The sequence below is a fragment of the Mycobacterium sp. genome (assembly GCF_965230835.1).
Classification (GTDB): Bacteria; Actinomycetota; Actinomycetes; order Mycobacteriales; family Mycobacteriaceae; genus Mycobacterium.
Genome location: NZ_CBDDLW010000002.1, coordinates 4,733,458 through 4,753,258, shown reverse-complemented (window position 1 = coordinate 4,753,258; position 19,801 = coordinate 4,733,458). Strand labels below are relative to the sequence as shown.

The window sequence follows — 19,801 nt, the reverse complement described above, 5'->3', positions numbered from 1 at the left end:
AGGTCGGCTGAGCAGAATCGGGCGTCGCGGTTTGGTCGCGCGCGATCAGCCCACGACGGTCGCACGTTCAGCCGAAGCGTTCGGTGATGGCCGCGGCGATCCGGTCGGGGGCGTCTTCCTGGATGAAGTGCTTGGCCGTGGGCAGCTCGACGAGGACGTGGTCGGTAAAGGTGGTGCGCATCCGGGGGATTGTGGCTTTGGGCTTGAATGCGAAATCCTTCATCCCCCAAATCAATACAGTGGGTTTTGCGCCGAGCTTGGTTGGCACCTCCCTGGCTAGCCGTTGCAGCAACGGGCGGGCGGCCAGGATCTGTTTGGGCATCTCTGCGATTCCACGCCGTGCGGCTGGGTTTGGCTGTACGGCCCGGTAGTGCGTCATCACCGCGTCGCTCAGTCGATGCTCGGTACCTGCGGGAATGAGCCGTTCGACAAAGAAGTTCCGGCGTCGGATGGCAGCCTGGAGTGGGGGGCTAGACATGACCCGGCTGAATATTTTCATCGTCGGTGTATTCGCTGGCCAAAACCAGGTATTGCCCAACACGATTCCACGTACCCGATTGGTACGCTCGACCGCGACGGCCATGCTAATTGGCCCACCCCAGTCTTGACCCATGCTCACGTAACCGTCGAGACCGAGGTGGTCGACAAACTCGCCCACGACCCGCGCGTGCTCGTCAATGGTGTACCCGAATTCCGGCGGGCGCTCCGATAGACCGAATCCGAGATAATCTAGTGCGATACAACGGAAGCGGCCGCGCAGTGCGACGATGATGTCGCGGTACAGAAAGCTCCAGGTCGGATTGCCGTGGTAGAACAGAATCGGGGGGGCCGTCTCCCTCATCGACGTAGTGGATGCGGCCTTGCTGACTGTCATACCAGCGTGACTTGAATGGGTAGAGCTTCGGATCCGGGACGAAAAACGGGTTGAATTCGGGGCCCATTGCACTCCTCTGATAGTGCAGATGATGGTATGCCAAAAGTGTGACATCGCACAGGGTCCGAGATTGGCGTGCGGGTGGCCGGTGGCTGCCCACACCAGTAGGCAAGGTATTCGTCCGGTCCGGACCGGGTGAAACACCGACGATTCTCCTGCTGCACGGTTATCCGTCTAGTTCTTTCGACTTCCGCGAAGTGCTCCCGTACCTGGCCGGCCACGCGTGGATAACGATTGACTTTTTGGGCTTCGGCTTGTCCGATAAGCCCCGCCCGCACCACTACAGCCTGCTCGAGCAGGCAGACCTGGTAGAAACGGTCGTTAAGACGGAAGGGTTGGCGACCGCCCCACTGGTGGTGCTTGCTCATGATATGGGCACGTCGGTGACGACGGAACTGTTCGCCCGTGATCTGGAGGGCCGCCTGCCGTTCGATCTGCGCCGTGCGGTGCTGAGCAACGGCAGTGTGATCCTAGAGCGCGCCAGTCTGCGGCCGATCCAGCAAGTGCTGCGCGGCCCGCTCGGCCCAATTGTCGCGCGGCTGGTCAACCGCGGAGGCTTCAAGCGAGAATTCGCCAAGCTGTTTTCAGAAGAACATCCCCTCTCGGTGGCTGAGGCCGATTCCCAGTGGGAGTTGTTGTGCCACAATGCCGGAAATCGCATTCCGCATCTGCTAATCAGTTATCTCGACGAGCGGGAACGCTACGCGCGCCGCTGGCACGCTGCCATTCGTGACTGGCCCAAACCGCTCGGCTTCCTATGGGGACTTGGTGATCCAGTGGCGACGACGAACGTGCTCCGCGGATTGCGCGAACTTCGCCCGAACGCCGACTCGATTGAGCTACCCGGCCTGGGACACTACCCGCAGCTCGAGGATCCGAAGGCATATGCTGAAGCCGCGTTGTCCCTGTTGTTCGGCGACTAAGACGGGCTCAGCTCAGCCCAAGAATGCATCCAAGGCTTTCGCAAGGCTGGGTGAAGCCGACGTTTTCAGGTTCTGGTAGCTGCCGCCGCTAAGCGTGGCAACGGATTCCCAGGTTGCGCGGTCGGCGTCGCTACCGAAGTCGATGATGTTGATGGCGATAGGTTTTGCTGGATCGACGTTAGCGCGGACAAAGGCTTGCAGCCCCGCCCCGTCGAGGGTTTGATCGGTGTGTGGCCCCGCAGTGATCACCAGTACCGAATTAGCTTGGCCTTCATGAAAATTGCTCAACATTTCGCGATAGATGAGGCGCAGCGTCGTGAACGAGACCGCGCCGCCTTCCGACGAAGACTGCTTGTCCAATGCGGTGGTCAATGCTGTCGAGCGAGGCTGACCGTTGACACGGTCGGCCAAGGGCCCGGCCCGCACCTCCGTTCGACCTTCACGACCGTCGAATGTCCACAAGCCGACCACTGAGCTCGGTGGCAGCGCCTTGATCCGATTGTTAAGTGCGGCAACCACGTTGGCAAGGCGGGTCTTGCCGCCTTCTTCGGTTGGCAACGACTGGTCGAGCATGATGGTCGTGGCTACTCCGGCTGATGGCGAGGTCATGGTGGTGGCCAGCGTTGCCCGCATTCCGTCGTCACCAACCGGCAATGGTGAAGGCAGCGTCGCAAAACTCGTGACGGGACTGCTCGGCGACTTGACTCCCTCCACGCGGAAACCAGCTTTAGCCAGTTTGGCGAGTTGCTCGGGTTTGTGCATGAATCGGGCAAATGCGCTGGCAGCTGTAGTCTGCTCTTCTGACAGCCACGAACCGTTGAGGAGCACAGTCGGATAGTCGGCCACCGCGACTGGCCCTGGCGGGCGCCAGGAACCCAACTTGGACTCGGCATCTGACATCGATTGGCCGCGCTCGAATACCTGCTGCTCAGTGGTGACCACCGCGTGCACTGCTCCGGTTGCCGCATTGTCGGACTTCAGCAGCGCATTCATCGCGGCCGTCAGGGAGTCATCGGCGAGCTTGGGTTGCCCGGACACCAGCTTGCGCACTGCGTCGCTACCTGCGGTTGGTGGGTCGCCGGCGGGTGCCGACGCGGCTGCTATTGCCTCACCGGCCAGGAGCGATGCATCGCTGTTGCCCGCGATCGGCAGTGCCAGTCGCAGTGATCCCCAGGCCGGCAAGCCCAAACCGGTCATGGCGTTCGGGTCGGTTTGTAGGCCGGGTAGGGCCGCCCAGTTCTGGTTGGTGAGGGCTTGCTCAAGTTCGGGCCGGACCGCTAGCAGCACCGGTGAGGTGACCAACGAGCGGCTGTCGCTGATTGTCTTTTTGCCGGCGGCTGCGTTGAGCCGCGCGGCAGAGATCGAGCTGCCGGGCAGCCACAGACCGGGTCGGTTGCCGAGTTCAGGTGGCCACTTGCCGATGAACCCCGCGATGACAGCATCAGCCCCGGCCGGTTTGACAGTCACATCTACGCAGCGGTCACCGATCGGGCCGGACGACGCGTTGTAGTCGTCAGCGAAGTCTTTGACGTGCTCGGCTATCGACGGGTCGACGATGACTGCGACGGTATCGTTGCCGCTCACGCAGCTTGCAGCGGCTGTCTGCGATCGATTGGACAGCGCGTTGCCGAAGAAGCGCCAGACGATGACGACGGCGACGACCACCAAGACTGTTACCAGTGTCGCGATCACCCCGATGCTGACCCCCCGTCGCCCACCTACGCTGCGGTGCCCGCCGCGCCAGTCGCCGAGTCCTCGATGGCTGGCGCCGACTCGCGGGGACGTCGGGTGTGTCGGTGACTTCGGACGCGCGGCTGAACTTGCCGGCCGGCGGGGAAAGTCAGGGTAGTCGTCATCTGCGTTTGGTGGGTAGGTGTTGTTGGTGGGGTAGTGGTCGTAGTCGGCTGGGTCGTCGGTGTGTGGTTGTAGCTGGATGTCTGCGTTTGGTGGGTAGGTGTTGTTGGTGGGGTAGTGGTCGTAGTCGGCTGGGTCGTCGGTGTGTGGTTGTAGCTGGATGTCTGCGTTTGGTGGGTAGGTGTTGTTGGTGGGGTAGTGGTCGTAGTCGGCTGGGTCGTCGGTGTGTGGTTGTAGCTGGATGTCTGCGTTTGGTGGGTAGGTGTTGTTGGTGGGGTAGTGGTCGTAGTCGGCTGGGTCGTCGGTGTGTGGTTGTAGCTGGATGTCTGCGTTTGGTGGGTAGGTGTTGTTGGTGGGGTAGTAGTCGTAGTAGGTCGGGTTGTCGGCGCGTGGTAGCTGTTGGAAGGTGTGGTCCGCGCCCGGGTAGTGGTAGTTGCTCAGGGGGTCGGAATATGTCGGCTCATCAAAATCGGGGTATGTGTCTAGATATTCGAAACCCTCATGGTCGTGAGCAAGCGGAATAAGCGGGTATTCGTCGAGTTCGCCGATCTCGCGCCGCTGGCCCGGATGTTCCGCGGGGCGTTGGGTCAGTGGCTCGTCAGCGGAATCTTCGGGGTCGGGCTTGCTGTGCCTACCCATAGCGGTCTCTGCATCCTCTCCCTCGAAGCCTGCCGCAATTCAAGCCAAGTCGCGCTGCGGATCTGGCCGATGGGCCCAAATTCTCAGCGGGCCGCTAGCGGCCGCCACCAGCCCGGGCTTTGAACTCACGACGCCGGCGGTGCAAGATCGGTTCGGTGTAGCCGCTGGGTTGCTGTCCGCCGGACAAGATCAGCTCTTCGGCGGCTAGGAAAGCAATGCTGTCGTCGACGTTGGGAGCCATCGGAACATACGCGGCGTCGTCGGCATTTTGCTGGTCTACCAGCGGCGCCATCCGCTCCAGGCTGGCCCGGATGTCTTCGCTGGTTATTACCCCGTGGCGCAGCCAGTTGGCCAGCAACTGACTAGAGATCCGCAGCGTAGCGCGGTCTTCCATAAGAGCCACATTGCGGATGTCGGGCACCTTCGAACACCCGATACCCTGGTCGATCCAACGCACCACGTAGCCGAGGATGGACTGACAGCTGTTGTCGACCTCTTCGCGGATCTCCTCGGGTGCCCATGCCAGCTCTTTGGCTAGTGGAATGGTCAACAACTGTTCGATCGTGGCGCGCTTCTTACCGAGAAGAGCGTGTTGCACCGCGGCCACGTCGACCTGGTGGTAGTGCATCGCGTGCAGCGTGGCGGCGGTGGGTGAGGGCACCCAGGCTGTACTGGCTCCGGCGCGGGGCTGGGCAATCTTCTGATCGACCATGTCACCCATCAGCTCGGTCATGGCCCACATGCCTTTGCCGATCTGGGCGCGGCCGGCGAACCCGGCGGCCAAGCCGGCGTCGACGTTGTTGTCTTCGTAGGCAAGAATCCATGGCTGGCTCTTCATGGTGCCTTTGCGCACCATCGGGCCGACCTCCATTGACGTGTGGATCTCGTCGCCAGTTCGGTCCAGGAATCCGGTATTGATGAACACCACGCGGTCCGCAGCGGCCTTGATGCACGACCGCAGGTTCAATGTGGTGCGGCGTTCTTCGTCCATGATGCCGATTTTCATCGTGCCTTGAGGCAACCCCAGCACGTCTTCGACGCGGCTGAACAGCTCACACGCGAAAGCGACCTCGGCGGGACCGTGCATCTTCGGTTTGACGATGTAGATGGACCCGGTTCGGCTGTTCACCAGGGGCCCGTTGCTGCCGCTGGCTTTGAGCCCATGGATTGCGGTGAGGCCGGTGAACAGGGCATCCATGATGCCTTCAAACACCTCGTTGCCGTCTGCGTCGAGAATCGCGTCGTTTGTCATCAGGTGACCCACGTTGCGAACGAACATCAGGCTGCGTCCCGGCAGCGTGAATTGGCTACCGTCGGGCGCGGTGTAGCCGCGATCTTGGTTGAGCACCCGGGTGAACCCAGCACCGCCCTTGTCCACATCTGCGGCCAAGTCGCCTCTGTTCAGGCCGAGCCAATTGCGGTAGCCGAGCACCTTGTCCTTGGCGTCGACGGCGGCCACTGAGTCTTCGAAGTCCATGATCGTGGTGATCGCCGACTCGAGAATCACGTCTTCGATGCCCGCCCGGTCGGTCGCGCCGATCTGCGACTCTCGGTCGATCAGGATCTCGATATGCAAGCCGTGATTGACCAGCAGGATCGAGGTCGGCGAGTCGGGCTCGCCGGTGTAGCCGGCGAAGTGTTCGGGGTTGGCTAGTACTCCTGTGGACAGCTCATCGCCCGGCAAAGAAACCAGCAACTGGCCGTCGTCGACGGTGAAACCAGTGGCGTCTGAGTAGGACCCCGACGACAGCGGTACCGACTGGTCCAGGAACTTCCGGGCGTAGGCGATCACCTTGTCGCCACGGATCTTGTTGTAGCCGGTGCCTTTTTCGGCGCCGTCGCTTTCGGCGATGACGTCGGTGCCGTATAAGGCGTCGTAGAGGGAGCCCCACCGCGCATTGGCAGCGTTGAGCGCAAACCGCGCGTTGAGAACTGGCACAACCAGCTGTGGTCCGGCAACGGTGGTGATCTCCGGGTCGACGCCCGATGTGGTGATCGTAAAGTCATCTGGTTCTGGGAGCAGATAGCCGATCTCGGTGAGGAACTTGCCGTATGCATCCATGTCGAGCGGCTCAATCACGCGGTGACGGTGCCATTTGTCGATCTGTGCTTGCAGTTCATCTCGGGTCTTCAGCAGAGCCTGGTTCTGTGGGGTGAGGTCGGTTACGACCTTGTCGACGCCCGCCCAAAAGCTGGCGGTGTCTATGCCGGTACCAGGTAGGGCCTCCTTCTTCACGAAGTCGTAGAGGACCCGAGCGACGCGCAAGCTGCCCGCCGACACGTGACTTTTCATTACTTCCTCCCTCACTGGCAATGGGCACAGCCTACCGGCCGGTAGCATGACAACCTCATCCGGCGACCCGCGTCTGCAGGTCACAGTGCCCTAACAGCTCCGCTCTAGAAGCGCGACGCGCCGCACGTGCCCAGACCGCAATCGGATACCGGCGATCAGCTTGTCGCACTCATAGGTAAGAACAGTGCACGACGGCCATCAGGCGAGCGATACTGCATAGCCGCACTTGGACATTGGCTTGGGTTTTTCTATCGGAGCACTGTAGTTGTCAGTCTTGTGGAGACCCGTCACGCATGGTGCCGACCAGGTCGTCCACCAGATCTTCGAGCGCCACCATGGCGACCACGGTGCCGTCGTCGCCCGTCACCAAAGCCAGGTGACTGTTGCTGCGGCGCATGCGCGAGAGGGCGTCGGGCAGCGCCAGGGATTGGGGAAGCTGTGGTAATGGCCGAACCAACGTTAGATCGATCACGGTGTGTGGGTCGTCACCGAGCGTCAGCACATCCTTGATATGCAGGTAACCGATCAGTCGTGCGCTGCGGTCCACGACCGGAAACCGGGAGTAGCCAGTCTCGGCCAAGGCCTCTTCGACCGCGCCGATCGTCGGCCCGGAGCCTGTCGCGGCGACTGTCACTGCCCGCACATCACTCAGTGGAACAGCCACGTCGGCGACCACGCGGGTGCGAACCCGCAGCGCCCGGGTCAGTCGAGTGTGCTCCTCATGATCCAGCAGACCTTCGGAGACAGATTCGGCGATCATTTCGCTGAGCTCCACTGTGGACACGGTGATGTCAAGTTCGTCCTTAGGCTGCACCCTCACCATCCGCAGTATTGCGTTTGCGCACATGTTGTAGAACACAATGAATGGGCGCGCGGCGCGCACGTAGATCAGGTACGGGGGCACCAGCAACATCGCCGTGCGTTCGGGCCCAGCGAGCGCGATGTTCTTCGGCACCATCTCGCCGAGCAGCACATGCAATGTCACCACAATGGCCAGCGCGACCGCGAGCGACAGTGTGTGTAATAGCGCGGGGGGTATGCCGAGGTTTGCGAAGGATGTTTGCAGCAGCTTGGTAACTGCCGGTTCGCTGATGCGGCCGAGCAGGATCGAGGCCACCGTGACGCCCAGCTGAGCGCCCGCAATCATCGAGGGCAGCCTCTCGCCGGCCCGGATTACGGTGACCGCGCTCGCCTTGCCCTGCTCGGCCAACGCTTCGAGGCGGTCTCGGCGGGCCGAGATCAGCGCGAATTCCGCGCCGACGAAGAACGCGTTCGCGCCGATCAACAGAATCGCCAGCAGCACCGCCATTGCGTTCATCGTCGGCGCCGTCTCTTGCCGGAAGCCGGACTGCTTCCCAGCTGTCCGCTCGGTTGAGTCAGCTCAAGCACGTCGATGCGGCGGCCGTCCATCTTGACAACCGTCGCTCGCCACCGCAGCGAGTCGTTCGGTAGGCCGTCGGAGTCCAATGCCGTCAGTTCAACCGTTTCGCCAGCCACCGGGATGTGACCGAGTTCGCGGAGTACCAATCCGCCGATCGTTTCGTATGGCCCCTCGGGGGCTCGATACCCGATGGCGGTGTCTACTTCGTCGATGCGTAGCAGACCCGATATTCGCCATCCGCCGCGAGCGGCTACCACATCGGGTGTCGCGTCGTCATGCTCGTCGCGTACGTCGCCGACGATCTCCTCGATCAAGTCCTCGACGGTGACCATCCCCGCGGTGCCCCCATATTCGTCGACCACCAGGGCCGTTTGCAGACCATTGGCGCGGATCTGGACCATTACCGAATCGCCGTCCAGCGTCGATGGCACCACCGCGACCGGTTTGGCGACGGTTGTCAGCAGCGTGTGCGCGCGATCAGCGGGCGGAACTTGAAATACCTGCTTGACGTATACGATGCCGACTGTCTCGTCGAGGTCACCGTCGACTACCGGGAAACGCGAGAACCCCGATGTAGCCACGGCCGCGACAAGGTCGGCGATGGTGTCGTCTGTCTGCAGCGCGACAATCTTCGACCGCGGTGTCATCAGCTCCTCGGCGGTCAGGGTGCCGAACTGCAGCGAGCGGCGCATCAGCGACGCGGTGGCGTCATCCAGCGAGCCGCTTCGCGCGGAAGTACGCACCAGTGACACCAGTTCCTGCGGTGTTCGCGCAGATCGAAGCTCCTCGGCGGGCTCGATGCCCAGCTGACGAACGATCCAGTTTGCGGCTCCGTTGGTCAATCGGATAGCGGGGGTGAACAGCAGCGAAAACAGGACTTGCGGGATGACTACGGTGCGGGCGGTCGGCAGCGGGCGCGCCACGGCGAGGTATTTTGGGACCAACTCGCCGAATACCATCGACACCGATGTCACGATCGCCAGTGCCAGGAATGTCGTGAGGCCGTCAGATACCCGGTCGGATATTCCGATTGCGGCCAATGCTGGACGAGGCAATTGGGCCATGAGCGGTGCGGTCAAGTATCCGATCGCCAAGGTAGTGATCGATATGCCCAATTGGGCACCTGAAAGCTGGAACGACAGCCTGTGCTGCGCGCGACGGATAAAGCGGTCGCGGGGGGCACCGCTGCGCGCGTTGGCCTCGACGGTGCTGCGATCCAGCGCGGTGAGCGAGAATTCGGCCGCCACGAACACTGCGGTGCCGAAGGTGAGCGCCAAGATGGCCAACACGTTGCCGATGGTTCCGTTCAGGTTCATCGGCGCCTCGGCGGTCGTTGTCGCTCAATCATGAGACGCGCTTAAGCGTCCGGTGCGGGTAGCTGTGTGCCCTGGAAGCAAGCGATGCTCGCGCAGTACCCAACAATCGAGTCACCAGCCCGTGGGCAGCGGATGACCTTCGGCGAAGCCCGCCGCTGACTGAACCCCGATTGAGGCGCGGTCATGTAGTTCCGCGAGGTTTGAGGCACCGACATAGGTGCATGTGCTACGTACACCAGAGGTGATGTGGTCGATCAGATCCTCGACGCCGCCGCGGTTGGGATCGAGGCCCATTCGTGACGTAGAGATTCCCTCCTCGAATAGTGCCTTGCGGGCGCGGTCGAAGGAGCTGTCCGCGGCGGTGCGAGCGACAACCGCGCGCTTCGACGCCATACCGTAGCTCTCCTTGTATGGCTGCTCCTCGCGGTCATGCATCAGATCCCCGGGTGACTCGTAGGTGCCGGCAAACCACGACCCGATCATCACGTTTGATGCGCCGGCCGCTAGAGCCAAGGCCACGTCTCGTGGATGTCGGACTCCGCCATCTGCCCACACGTGACCACCGAGTTGTTTTGCCGCAGAGGCGCATTCGAGTACAGCAGAAAACTGCGGCCGACCGACACCAGTCATCATCCGAGTGGTGCACATCGCGCCGGGGCCGACGCCGACCTTGACGATGTTCGCCCCCGCGTTGAGGAGATCCCGGGTGCCCTCAGCCGATACCACATTGCCGGCAGCCAGGGGAACGCCCAAACCTAGGGACGCGACAGCCTGGATCGTCTCCAGCGTCTTCACCTGGTGGCCGTGTGCGGTATCGATGACCAGGACATCGACGCCGGCTTCAACGAGAGCTTGAGCTTTCCCGGCGGTGTCTCCGCTAATGCCGATGGCCGCGCCGACGCGGAGCCGTCCGGCCGTGTCGGTGGCCGGAGTGTAGATGCCGGCTCGGATCGCGCCGGTGCGGTTGAGCACTCCGGCCAGGGTGCCGTCGGTTGCGGTCATTATTGCGACGTCGATTGGTGCGTTCTCGAGAAGGTCGAAGACCTTACGCGGGTCGGTGTTCACCGGGGCCGTCACGAAGTCTGTCGCGGCGATATCACGCACCCGAGTGAAGCGATCTACGCCCATGCAGGACGACTCGCGGACCAACCCGATCGGGCGGCCTTCGAAGACGACCACCGCGACGCCGTGCGCCCGCTTGTGGATCAGGGCAGTCGCATCGGAAACCGAATCGTCGGGGGCCAGCATCACCGGTGTGTCGAGGACCAGATCACGGCTCTTGACAAACTCCACCGTCTGCTGCACGGCCGGGATCGGCAGGTCCTGAGGCAGAATCGTGATACCACCACGGCGGGCCACGGTCTCAGCCATCCGCCGCCCGGCTACTGCGGTCATGTTGGCGACCACCACCGGAATGGTAGTTCCGGAGCCGTCTGCGGTGGACAAATCGACATCGAAGCGCGACGTAACTGCGGAGCGATTCGGCAAGATAAATACGTCGTTGTACGTCAGGTCGTACCCGGGTCGATGCCCATCCAGAAACCTCATCGCGCATCCAACTCGCTAGGCCGTAACTTCGCTTCGGTCGCCACTCCACAGCGTGTGGAACTTGCCGGGTCGGTCGATTCGTCCGTAAGTGTGCGCGCCGAAGAAGTCACGTTGAGCCTGGGTGAGGGCGGCGGGCAGTCGCTCGGTGCGTAACGCGTCGTAGTAGGCCAACGCCGAGGAGAAGCCCGGGGTTGGGATACCCAGCTGAGTCGCCGTGCATACCACTCGCCGCCAACTGTCGATGGCCGACTCGACGGCGCTGCGGAAGTATGGCGCGACGAGCAAGCTCGCCAGCTTGGGGTCGGTGTCGAATGCTTCCTTGATGCGGTTGAGAAACTTCGCCCGGATGATGCAGCCGCCACGCCAGATGGTGGCGAGGTCACCTGGCGTGATGTCCCAGCCGTATTCGGCGCTACCGGCGTGGATCTGGTTGAAGCCCTGCGCGTAGGCGACGATCTTCGAGGCGTACAGGGCCTGTCGTATGTTTTCGGTGAATGTTTCCCGGTCGGCCGGCTTGTCACCCAGGGTGCCTGCAGCCAGTCCGTTGGCGGCAGCGCGTTGTTCGGCCGAGCCTGACAGCGCGCGGGCGAAGACGGCTTCCGCGATCCCCGTTACCGGCACGCCCAGGTCCAGTGCGGACTTAACGGTCCAGCGCCCGGTGCCTTTCTGTTCGGCTTGGTCGAGGATCACGTCGACGAGGGGTTTACCGGTCTTGTCGTCCCTCTGCCGCAGCACTTCCGCGGTGATCTCGACGAGATAGCTGTCTAGCTCTCCCTTATTCCACTCGGTGAACACGTCGGCGATCTGTGTCGCTCCGAGCCCTAGACCGTCGCGTAGTAATTGATAGGCCTCGCCGATCAGCTGCATGTCGGAATACTCGATCCCGTTGTGGACCATCTTGACGAAATGCCCGGAACCGTCGGGGCCGATATGTGTGCAGCAGGGCACGCCGTCGACGTGAGCGGAGATCTCTTCAAGCAGGGGACCCAGCGATTTATAGGATTCGGCCGGTCCGCCAGGCATGATTGATGGCCCGTTGAGGGCGCCCTCTTCGCCGCCAGAGATGCCAGCGCCGACGAAATGCAGGCCACGTTCGCGGATAGCTTTCTCGCGGCGCATCGTGTCGGTGTACAGCGCGTTGCCGCCGTCAATGATGATGTCGCCGGGCTCCATAGCGTCGGCGAGTTCGTTGATGACTGCATCGGTGGGGTCGCCGGCTTTGACCATAATCAGGACCCGGCGCGGAGTCTGCAGCGCGGCAAGGAATTCGGCGACAGTTTCGCTGCGCACAAAGTTTCCTTCGGAGCCGTGTTCTTTCAACAGCGCATCGGTTTTGGCGATGGATCGATTGTGCAGCGCCACGGTGTAGCCGTGCCGGGCGAAGTTCCGGGCGATGTTCGAACCCATTACGGCCAAGCCGGTGACGCCAATCTGCGCGCTTGCGGGTTTCCATTCCGACGAACTCATGTCTTCGCCTCTCAAGATGTCTTCGCCTCTCAAGTCAGAGAATCAATTATGTAGTTTTGTCGAAGCTGTTCGGACTCACTGTGGCACAGCGGACGCTTGGTGCTTGCAAGGTGTTTGGCTCGGCGCTCTAAAACGCAAACAGCCGCTGCAGCTCAGTGAGCCACGGTACGGCCAGGGCGACAGTAGGCACTATGAGCACTGCGGCAGCTGCCAAGTATGCGGCCGCCGAAACCATCAAGCTGTTGCCGTGTCCTGACAATCGGCGCACTCTGACTACCGTGCTAGGTCCTCCGGTGGCCAATGCGCCCGACGGCGCCTGCCCGGCGGCGCAGGCAACCAATGCGCGGGCTAGGGGGGTGCGTCCGGCAGCGCGCACTGCGGCGTCGTCGGCGAGGAGCTCGACGAGCAACCGCACTGCGCCCAGGGCGTTAGTGCTGCGGACGATCCGCGGAAAAGCCGCGTGTACCGCGGTGAACGCTTCCAGGACAAGGTCGTGGCGGGCGCGCAGATGAGCTCGCTCGTGGGTGAGGATCGCCGTGACTTCGGTGTCGGTGAGTGTGGCCAACGCGCCCTCGCTGACCACGACGCGGCTGCGTACGCCGGGCAAGCAGTAGGCAAGCGGCTGTGCGACGTCCAAGACGCGCAGGTCGCGCGTTCGGGCGTAGGGCTCGGCGAGTCCCGCCTCGCGTCCGACCCCGACGAGGTCGACCACCATGCGGTGGTGTGCTCGTCGCCGCCGCGTGGCTACGGCTACCCGAACCACCGCGACTACCAGCCGGACGGCTACCAGCGCAGTCAGGGCGAACACGCCGATGTATGCCGCCCACAGAGGCCAACCGAGGCGGCCGGCGTCGCCGACAAAGCCAGCCGTGGGTCGCCCGTCGGGGCCGGGCATGAGCAGACGACTCGCGATGGCGATTCCGGCACTGAACGTGGAAAGTACCGCTGCCACCGCGACTGCCTGCCACAGCACCATCGCGGCCCGAGGCGCGCGCAGCGGCCATGACGCTTGTGCCAACAAAGCCGGCGTTGGGCCGACCAGCAGCACTGCGAGGAGGGCGAAGGCCAGCGCGGACACGCTGCTAGTCTTCCTCAGTCCTCCGCTGGAGCGCCAGCCGGTTGCGAAGCGTGCTGGCTCGCCTCCAATTCGGCGAGTGCACGCCGAAGTGCATCTGCCTCGTCAGCGCCGACTCGCTCGACGAAGTTCACCAGCGCTGCCTGCCGCCCGCCAGAGTCCGCGGCCTGGGCCAGCGCGTCAACCATTAACCCGGCTACCAGCTCGTCTCGACCATGCACTGGTGCGTAGCGATGGGCCCGATCGTCGCGAATCTGGGAGACCAGATTCTTCTTGGCCAAGCGTTGCAGCACGGTCATCACCGTGGTGTAGGCAAGATCGCGTCGTGTCGATAGTGCGTCGTGGACCTGGCGAACGGTCTGGGCCTCCGGCGTGGACCACAAGTGATCCATTACCGCACTTTCCAGATTCCCCAGCCGCGTCAACTTGACCATAGTTCGCTCATCTCCGTCGGCGTTGAAGTCAGTTTACTCCGGATTACTACTGACTGTCGTAACTCGGCCTAGGTGGCGGGCTCGCCTGGTCCTTGTTTGGTTATCAAGCGCCAGGAGCTTGCGAAATTAGGGCAGCCTTGCCTACTATAGCTCTGTCGAGCTACAGCTGACCGCAGCGGAGTCCTGAGGGCTGCAGTGACCCCCGGTCGACTCGATCGCCGAGCCCCGTGCCTTGCGCGGGGCTCGGCTGTTTCTCGGTTCGGCTCGAACGTGCACGGTGGGCGACGGACGGGCTGCAATCTCCTGATGGTGTAGACACAAGTACGTGCAATCGCCGCTTGGCTCCGACTCCTCGGCGCCTCTCATATCGCCATTCGACAGTCATCTGGGGCTGGAAATCACCGAAATCGGCCCCGATGGTGCTCGCGCTCAGCTCGAAGTCAAGACCGAGCTGTTGCAGCCCATGGGCCTGGTGCACGGTGGCGTCTACTGTTCGATGATCGAGAGCATGGCCAGCATGGCGGCCTTCAGGTGGATCGTCGAGAATGGTGGCGGCAGTGTGGTCGGTGTCAACAACAACACCGACTTCCTGCGGGCCATCACCTCCGGCATGATCTACGGCAGTGCCGAACCGCTGCACCGCGGCCGACGGCAGCAGTTGTGGCTGGTCACGCTCACCGACGACACTGACCGGGTGGTGGCCCGGGGCCAGGTACGGCTGCAGAACCTGGAGGCGCAGCCGGGCGGTTGACCGCGGCTGCTGAGCCAGCGTCGCAGCGGCGTGGCAGGATCCCAGATCATGCGTCTGACGCCGCACGAACAGGAGCGACTTCTGTTGTCCTACGCCGCCGAACTAGCCCGTCGGCGCAGGGCTCGAGGTTTACGCCTCAACCACCCGGAAGCTATTGCGGTCATCGCCGACCACATTCTTGAAGGTGCACGCGACGGTCGTAGCGTCGCTGAGCTGATGGTCAGCGGTTGCCAAGTGTTGGGTCGCGACGACGTCATGGAGGGAGTGCCAGAGATGCTCGACGATGTTCAGATGGAGGCAACGTTTCCAGACGGCACCAAACTGGTCACCGTCCATCATCCGATCACATGATTCCGGGCGAAATCCTCTACGGCAGCGGCGATATCGAGATCAACGCGACAGCGCAACGACTCGAGTTGCAGATCGTCAACACTGGCGATCGTCCTGTGCAGGTCGGTAGTCATGTGCACCTGCCGCAAGCAAACGCGGCGTTGTCCTTCGATCGCGGTGCGGCGCGTGGCCATCGTCTGGATATCGCGGCGGCCACCGCGGTCCGTTTCGAACCCGGGGTGGTCCAGACCGTCGGGTTGGTTCCGCTGAGGGGGCGACGCGAGGTGCACGGTCTCACGTTGAACCCGCCTGGAGCGCTGGACAGCTGATGGCTCGGCTGTCCAGGGAGCGCTACGCTGCGCTATTCGGCCCCACCACCGGAGACCGAATCCGGCTTGCCGACACCAACCTGCTTGTGGAGATCACCGAGGATCGCAGCGGGGGGCCAGGACTGGCCGGTGACGAGGCGGTGTTCGGTGGCGGCAAGGTGTTGCGCGAGTCGATGGGGCAGGGGCGCGCGACGCGCGCCGAGGGCGCACCCGACACCGTGATCACTGGCGCGGTGATTATTGACTACTGGGGAATCATCAAGGCCGACATCGGGATTCGCGATGGTCGCATCGTGGCTATCGGTAAGGCCGGAAATCCCGACATCATGGCCGGGGTACATCCTGAGCTGGTGGTTGGACCGTCCACCGAAATCGTCGCGGGCAACGGACGCATTCTCACCGCCGGCGCCGTCGATTGTCACATCCACTTGATTTGTCCGCAGATCATCACCGAAGCGCTCTGCGCAGGGACCACGACGATCGTCGGTGGTGGCACCGGTCCGGCGGTGGGAACCAAGGCAACGACCGTCACTCCCGGTGAGTGGCACGTGGGCCGCATGTTGGAAGCGCTGGATTCCTGGCCGGTCAACTTCGCGTTGCTTGGCAAAGGCAATACGGTGAATCCTGAGGCGTTGTGGGAGCAGGTTCGCTGTGGCGTATCAGGGTTCAAGCTGCACGAGGATTGGGGTTCCACTCCGGCTGCTATTGACGCCTGCTTGACCGTCGCCGACGCCGCCGGTGTGCAGGTAGCCCTGCATTCGGACACCCTCAACGAGACCGGATTCGTTGAAGACACCATTGGCGCGATTGCTGGGCGTTCGATTCACGCCTACCACACCGAAGGGGCCGGCGGTGGGCACGCTCCAGACATCATCACCATTGCGGCACATCCGAATGTGCTTCCCAGCTCAACGAATCCGACCCGCCCGCACACCATCAACACACTTGACGAACACCTCGACATGTTGATGGTGTGTCACCACCTCAACCCTCGCATACCGGAGGACTTGGCGTTTGCGGAGAGCAGGATCCGCCCGTCCACGATCGCCGCTGAGGACCTCCTGCACGACCTGGGCGCAATCTCCATGATCGGCAGTGACTCCCAGGCGATGGGCCGCGTTGGCGAGGTGGTACTGCGCACCTGGCAGACGGCGCATGTGATGAAAGCGCGCCGCGGGGCCCTGCCCGGTGATCGGTCCGGTGCCGGAGCAGCCGACAACAACCGGGTATGCCGCTATGTCGCGAAATACACCATTTGCCCGGCTGTGGCGCACGGCCTGGATCATGAAATCGGTTCCATTGAGGTGGGCAAGCTTGCCGACCTGGTGTTGTGGGAGCCCGCGTTCTTTGGGGTGCGCCCGCACACGGTGATCAAGGGCGGCGCAATCGCGTGGGCGGCAATCGGTGACGCGAACGCGTCGATTCCCACCCCTCAGCCAGTGCTTCCTCGGCCGATGTTCGGCGCCGTCCCCGCTGCGGCCGCGGCGACTTCTGTGCATTTCGTGGCACCGCAATCGATCGATGCGGGCCTCTCGGACCGGCTGGCAGTCGACCGGCGTCTGGTTCCGGTAGCCGATGTGCGCTCGGTCGGTAAGCTTGATCTGCCACTCAACGACGCGCTGCCCAGCATCGAAGTCGACTCTGACACCTTCACCGTGCGCATTGACGGACAGGTATGGGAACAACAGCCGGCTACCGAACTTCCCATGGCGCAACGGTATTTCCTGTTCTAATGACTTCCCTTGTGATGCTGCTCGCCTTAGCCGACTCGCGGTTGCCCACGGGTGCGCACGTGCACTCGGGCGGCATCGAAGAAGCTGTCAGTGGGGGCTTGGTGAATAGCCTGGCAACTCTAGAAGCGTTCTTGAAACGGCGAATCCGCACCCAAGGGTTGGTTACGGCGTCGATTGCGGTCGCAGTGCAGCGCGGTGATCTGGCGCTCGACGACGCGGACCGACAAACGGATGCGCGAACCCCGGCGTCGGCGACCAGAGAGGCATCCCGTAGTCAAGGCCGGGGCCTGGCGCGTCTGGCGCGACGGATCTGGCCCGACGCGGGCTGGGATGATCTCGGCGGGCGGCCGCATCTGGCAGTGGCAGCCGGTCGGGTCGGAGCGATCACTGGTCTAAGCCCCGAGCACACCGCTCTGCATCTCATTTACACGACGATGACGGGCTCGGCCACCGCAGCCCAAAGACTGCTGGCGCTGGACCCTGCCGAGGTAACCGCGGTGACCTTTCGGCAATCCGAGCTATGTGAACATACCGCCATCGAAGCAACTGCCGGCCTGGCTGATTTGTCCGATCCGCTCCTTGACGTATTGGCGCAACGTCACGCCGAACGTGAGCGGCCCTTGTTCGTCTCTTGAAAGGTAAACGAGTGTCATCAAAAGCCCACTCCCACTCGCACAGCCACCCCGATCGGCCAAGGCGTGTGCGCCGGCCGGACGAGCCGCTGCGAATCGGTATTGGCGGACCAGTCGGCTCTGGCAAGACGGCGCTGGTTGCCGCTCTATGCCGGCAGCTGCGGGGCGAGCTGTCGCTCGCGGTAGTTACCAATGACATCTACACCACCGAGGACGCGGACTTCTTACGTAAACATGCGGTATTGCCGGATGATCGGATAGCCGCGGTTCAGACCGGTGGCTGCCCGCACACCGCGATCCGCGATGACATCACCGCCAACTTGGACGCGATCGACGACTTGGTGGCTGCTCACGACTCGCTGGACCTTATATTGGTCGAGTCCGGTGGGGACAACCTGACGGCTACCTTCTCTTCGGGCTTGGTGGATGCGCAGATTTTCGTGGTCGACGTCGCGGGCGGCGATAAGGTGCCGCGCAAGGGCGGGCCCGGAGTGACCTACTCAGATTTGCTGGTGGTCAACAAAACGGACTTGGCTTCCCTGGTCGGTGCTGATTTGCAGGTGATGGCCCGCGACGCCAACGCGGTGCGGAACGGGTCTCCGACGGTGTTGCAGTCGCTGACCGAGGATCCGGCCGCCAGCGAGGTACTGACCTGGGTGCGAAGTCAGCTGGCCGCCGCGCGCTGATGGAGTCGCAGGTCCTTTTGGTGGCGAGGGCAAATCACCTGCCTCGTATCCAATGTCGAGGTGGCATCCAGGCGCGCGCTATCGCACCCGATGTGGTCTACCTGGTGTCGACGGCGGCCACCCCGCTGGGCGGTGACACCCTCGACATTCGAGTGACTGTCGAACGGGGCGCCCGGCTCGAACTGCGCAGCGCGGCAGCTACCGTGGCGTTGCCGGGAGCGGACTCCCCGACGTCTCATGCCCGCTGGGAGATTGAGGTAGCCGGACGCCTCGAGGTGGATCTCGAGCCGACGATAGTGGCCGCTGCAGCCCGGCATTTGTCGAACGTGGCCCTGCATGTTGTCGACGACGGTCAAGTCCGATTTCGCGAGCGAGTGCAGGTCGGCAGGAGCAATGAGAAACAAGGATTCTGGTCTGGATTGTTCTACGCTGACTGCCAGGACCACCCGCTGCTGCGCCACCGGGTGGAGTTAGGCGCCGGATCTTTGGCTGACGATGTTCTCGCCGCGCCACGCGCTACTGTCAACGAGTTACGTTATCCGGCAACGGCATTTGCCACCGCTGTGGATGCAGGGGCGGTGGTGCTTACGTTGGCCGGCGGTGGAACACTGATTACCTGGCAGGCCGATCGGTTAGCCGGCTAGGGTGTGCTCGGCCAGCGGGGCCCCAGGTTTTTAGGCCGAAGGTGGATCTTGCTCGACCGCTTGGTCGCGAGCGAGGTTTTCTCGGTGATGGGCGTCGATAACCGAAGAGCTCTAGTACCGTGCAGCTGACGTTTCGTCCATATCCATAAAATCATCGGCCTTTTGACTTACCTTTTGAACCGCATCGCCGGCTTCGTCAACAACTCGATCAGTGCCTTCAAGCAATACCTGCGACCGTTCCTGGAATTCTTCAAGAAAAGCGCCCTGAGAGGTCTTGGCTATGTCCTCTGTTAGTTGTTTGGTCTCGGCATTGATATCGCGAGCCTTATCAATTCTTTGTTGTAAAGCCGCTACGCCCTGTGCGATGGCGGCTGGATCAACAAGAATTTGGTTAGGCGCGGCGCTGCTGTCAGTGCTCGCAACTTGCCAATCCATAACTGCGTGACCTGGATTTCGGGCGTCTTCGTGAGAAGCCGGAATCGAAAAGTCCTCCGTGTAGGAGTTCAACGCCTCGTCGAGTGTAAAGTCGACAACTTCCAACTCGTCATCCTCGATAGGCGGGAAATACACGGCGGCATGCGGATCCGGAACCCCGGGGTCAACATAATCGCCTAATCGAGGCCACTTCGCGGGCGGTGGCCCCAGATAGTCAGGGTTGGCGTCGTCGGACCAATGTCCGCTAGGAGCTGTCATGGTGCACCTTCTTTCAGTCGTCTAGGGCCCTGGATAAAGGCGCGTCACTATTCTGCTGCGCACGCGAGCTATGGCTTTGACCGTATTGCTGGCCTGAGCTGAAGGGTGATCCTTGCCGGACACGGTGTGGCAGTTCTGC

At 62.6% G+C, this 19,801-nt stretch carries 17 protein-coding genes and 1 pseudogene; 8 read left to right on the top strand and 10 right to left on the bottom strand.

The window, feature by feature from the left end:
* Positions 1-67: 67 nt before the first annotated feature.
* A pseudogene (locus tag ACO07W_RS21720) lies at positions 68-941 on the bottom strand (haloalkane dehalogenase).
* A gap of 40 nt (positions 942-981) precedes the next feature.
* Here ACO07W_RS21720 and ACO07W_RS21715 point away from each other — a divergent pair.
* A complete protein-coding gene (locus ACO07W_RS21715; protein WP_421845624.1) occupies positions 982-1,857 on the top strand; it encodes an alpha/beta fold hydrolase in 876 nt (291 codons plus the stop codon).
* A 12-nt stretch (positions 1,858-1,869) separates the two neighbouring features.
* On the opposite strand, the gene ACO07W_RS21710 is transcribed toward ACO07W_RS21715, so the two are convergent.
* The 8 genes from ACO07W_RS21710 to ACO07W_RS21675 all read right to left on the bottom strand — a co-directional run bounded on the left by ACO07W_RS21710 (position 1,870) and on the right by ACO07W_RS21675 (position 13,864).
* Positions 1,870-4,350 carry a substrate-binding domain-containing protein gene (locus ACO07W_RS21710; protein ID WP_421845622.1) on the bottom strand — a complete coding sequence of 827 codons (2,481 nt, stop codon included), beginning with the start codon at positions 4,348-4,350 and terminating at the stop codon, positions 1,870-1,872.
* Between the two features lie 94 nt (positions 4,351-4,444).
* On the bottom strand, positions 4,445-6,643 hold the full coding sequence (locus ACO07W_RS21705) for a malate synthase G (RefSeq protein ID WP_421845621.1): 2,199 nt from the start codon (positions 6,641-6,643) through the stop codon (positions 4,445-4,447).
* A gap of 268 nt (positions 6,644-6,911) precedes the next feature.
* Complete coding sequence (locus ACO07W_RS21700) at positions 6,912-7,961, bottom strand: hemolysin family protein (RefSeq protein ID WP_421845620.1); 1,050 nt, start codon at positions 7,959-7,961, stop codon at positions 6,912-6,914.
* A complete protein-coding gene (locus ACO07W_RS21695; protein ID WP_421845619.1) occupies positions 7,958-9,340 on the bottom strand; it encodes a hemolysin family protein in 1,383 nt (460 codons plus the stop codon). Before ACO07W_RS21695 ends, ACO07W_RS21700 begins: the two co-directional genes overlap by 4 nt.
* A gap of 111 nt (positions 9,341-9,451) precedes the next feature.
* Positions 9,452-10,888: a GuaB1 family IMP dehydrogenase-related protein gene (locus ACO07W_RS21690; protein WP_421845618.1), complete on the bottom strand. Its 1,437-nt coding sequence runs from the start codon at positions 10,886-10,888 to the stop codon at positions 9,452-9,454.
* Positions 10,889-10,903: 15 nt separating this feature from the next.
* The gene (gene gndA / locus ACO07W_RS21685; RefSeq protein WP_421845617.1) at positions 10,904-12,355 is read right to left on the bottom strand and encodes an NADP-dependent phosphogluconate dehydrogenase; all 1,452 of its coding nucleotides are present in this window, start codon (positions 12,353-12,355) and stop codon (positions 10,904-10,906) included.
* A gap of 127 nt (positions 12,356-12,482) precedes the next feature.
* A complete protein-coding gene (locus ACO07W_RS21680) occupies positions 12,483-13,433 on the bottom strand; it encodes a M56 family metallopeptidase (RefSeq protein WP_421845616.1) in 951 nt (316 codons plus the stop codon).
* A 14-nt stretch (positions 13,434-13,447) separates the two neighbouring features.
* Positions 13,448-13,864: a BlaI/MecI/CopY family transcriptional regulator gene (locus ACO07W_RS21675; protein WP_421845615.1), complete on the bottom strand. Its 417-nt coding sequence runs from the start codon at positions 13,862-13,864 to the stop codon at positions 13,448-13,450.
* Between the two features lie 325 nt (positions 13,865-14,189).
* Between ACO07W_RS21675 and ACO07W_RS21670 the strand changes: the two genes are divergently transcribed.
* Genes ACO07W_RS21670 through ACO07W_RS21640 form a run of 7 tightly spaced genes read left to right on the top strand, consistent with a single transcriptional unit; the run spans position 14,190 to position 18,969 of the window.
* Positions 14,190-14,615, top strand: a complete 426-nt coding sequence (locus ACO07W_RS21670; RefSeq protein ID WP_421845614.1) for a PaaI family thioesterase — start codon at positions 14,190-14,192, stop codon at positions 14,613-14,615.
* Positions 14,616-14,663: 48 nt separating this feature from the next.
* Positions 14,664-14,966, top strand: a complete 303-nt coding sequence (locus ACO07W_RS21665; protein WP_421845613.1) for an urease subunit gamma — start codon at positions 14,664-14,666, stop codon at positions 14,964-14,966.
* Positions 14,963-15,274 carry an urease subunit beta gene (locus tag ACO07W_RS21660; protein ID WP_421845612.1) on the top strand — a complete coding sequence of 104 codons (312 nt, stop codon included), beginning with the start codon at positions 14,963-14,965 and terminating at the stop codon, positions 15,272-15,274. Before ACO07W_RS21665 ends, ACO07W_RS21660 begins: the two co-directional genes overlap by 4 nt.
* The gene (locus ACO07W_RS21655; protein ID WP_421845611.1) at positions 15,274-17,007 is read left to right on the top strand and encodes an urease subunit alpha; all 1,734 of its coding nucleotides are present in this window, start codon (positions 15,274-15,276) and stop codon (positions 17,005-17,007) included. The genes ACO07W_RS21660 and ACO07W_RS21655 overlap by 1 nt, the downstream gene beginning before the upstream one ends.
* Positions 17,007-17,642: an urease accessory protein UreF gene (locus ACO07W_RS21650; RefSeq protein ID WP_421845610.1), complete on the top strand. Its 636-nt coding sequence runs from the start codon at positions 17,007-17,009 to the stop codon at positions 17,640-17,642. Before ACO07W_RS21655 ends, ACO07W_RS21650 begins: the two co-directional genes overlap by 1 nt.
* An 11-nt stretch (positions 17,643-17,653) precedes the next feature.
* A complete protein-coding gene (ureG, locus tag ACO07W_RS21645; protein ID WP_421845609.1) occupies positions 17,654-18,325 on the top strand; it encodes an urease accessory protein UreG in 672 nt (223 codons plus the stop codon).
* Complete coding sequence (locus tag ACO07W_RS21640) at positions 18,325-18,969, top strand: urease accessory protein UreD (protein WP_421845608.1); 645 nt, start codon at positions 18,325-18,327, stop codon at positions 18,967-18,969. Before ureG ends, ACO07W_RS21640 begins: the two co-directional genes overlap by 1 nt.
* Positions 18,970-19,080: 111 nt before the next feature.
* Here ACO07W_RS21640 and ACO07W_RS21635 read toward each other — a convergent pair whose 3' ends face one another.
* Positions 19,081-19,662, bottom strand: a complete 582-nt coding sequence (locus tag ACO07W_RS21635) for a WXG100 family type VII secretion target (protein WP_421845607.1) — start codon at positions 19,660-19,662, stop codon at positions 19,081-19,083.
* Between the last annotated feature and the right edge of the window lie 139 nt (positions 19,663-19,801).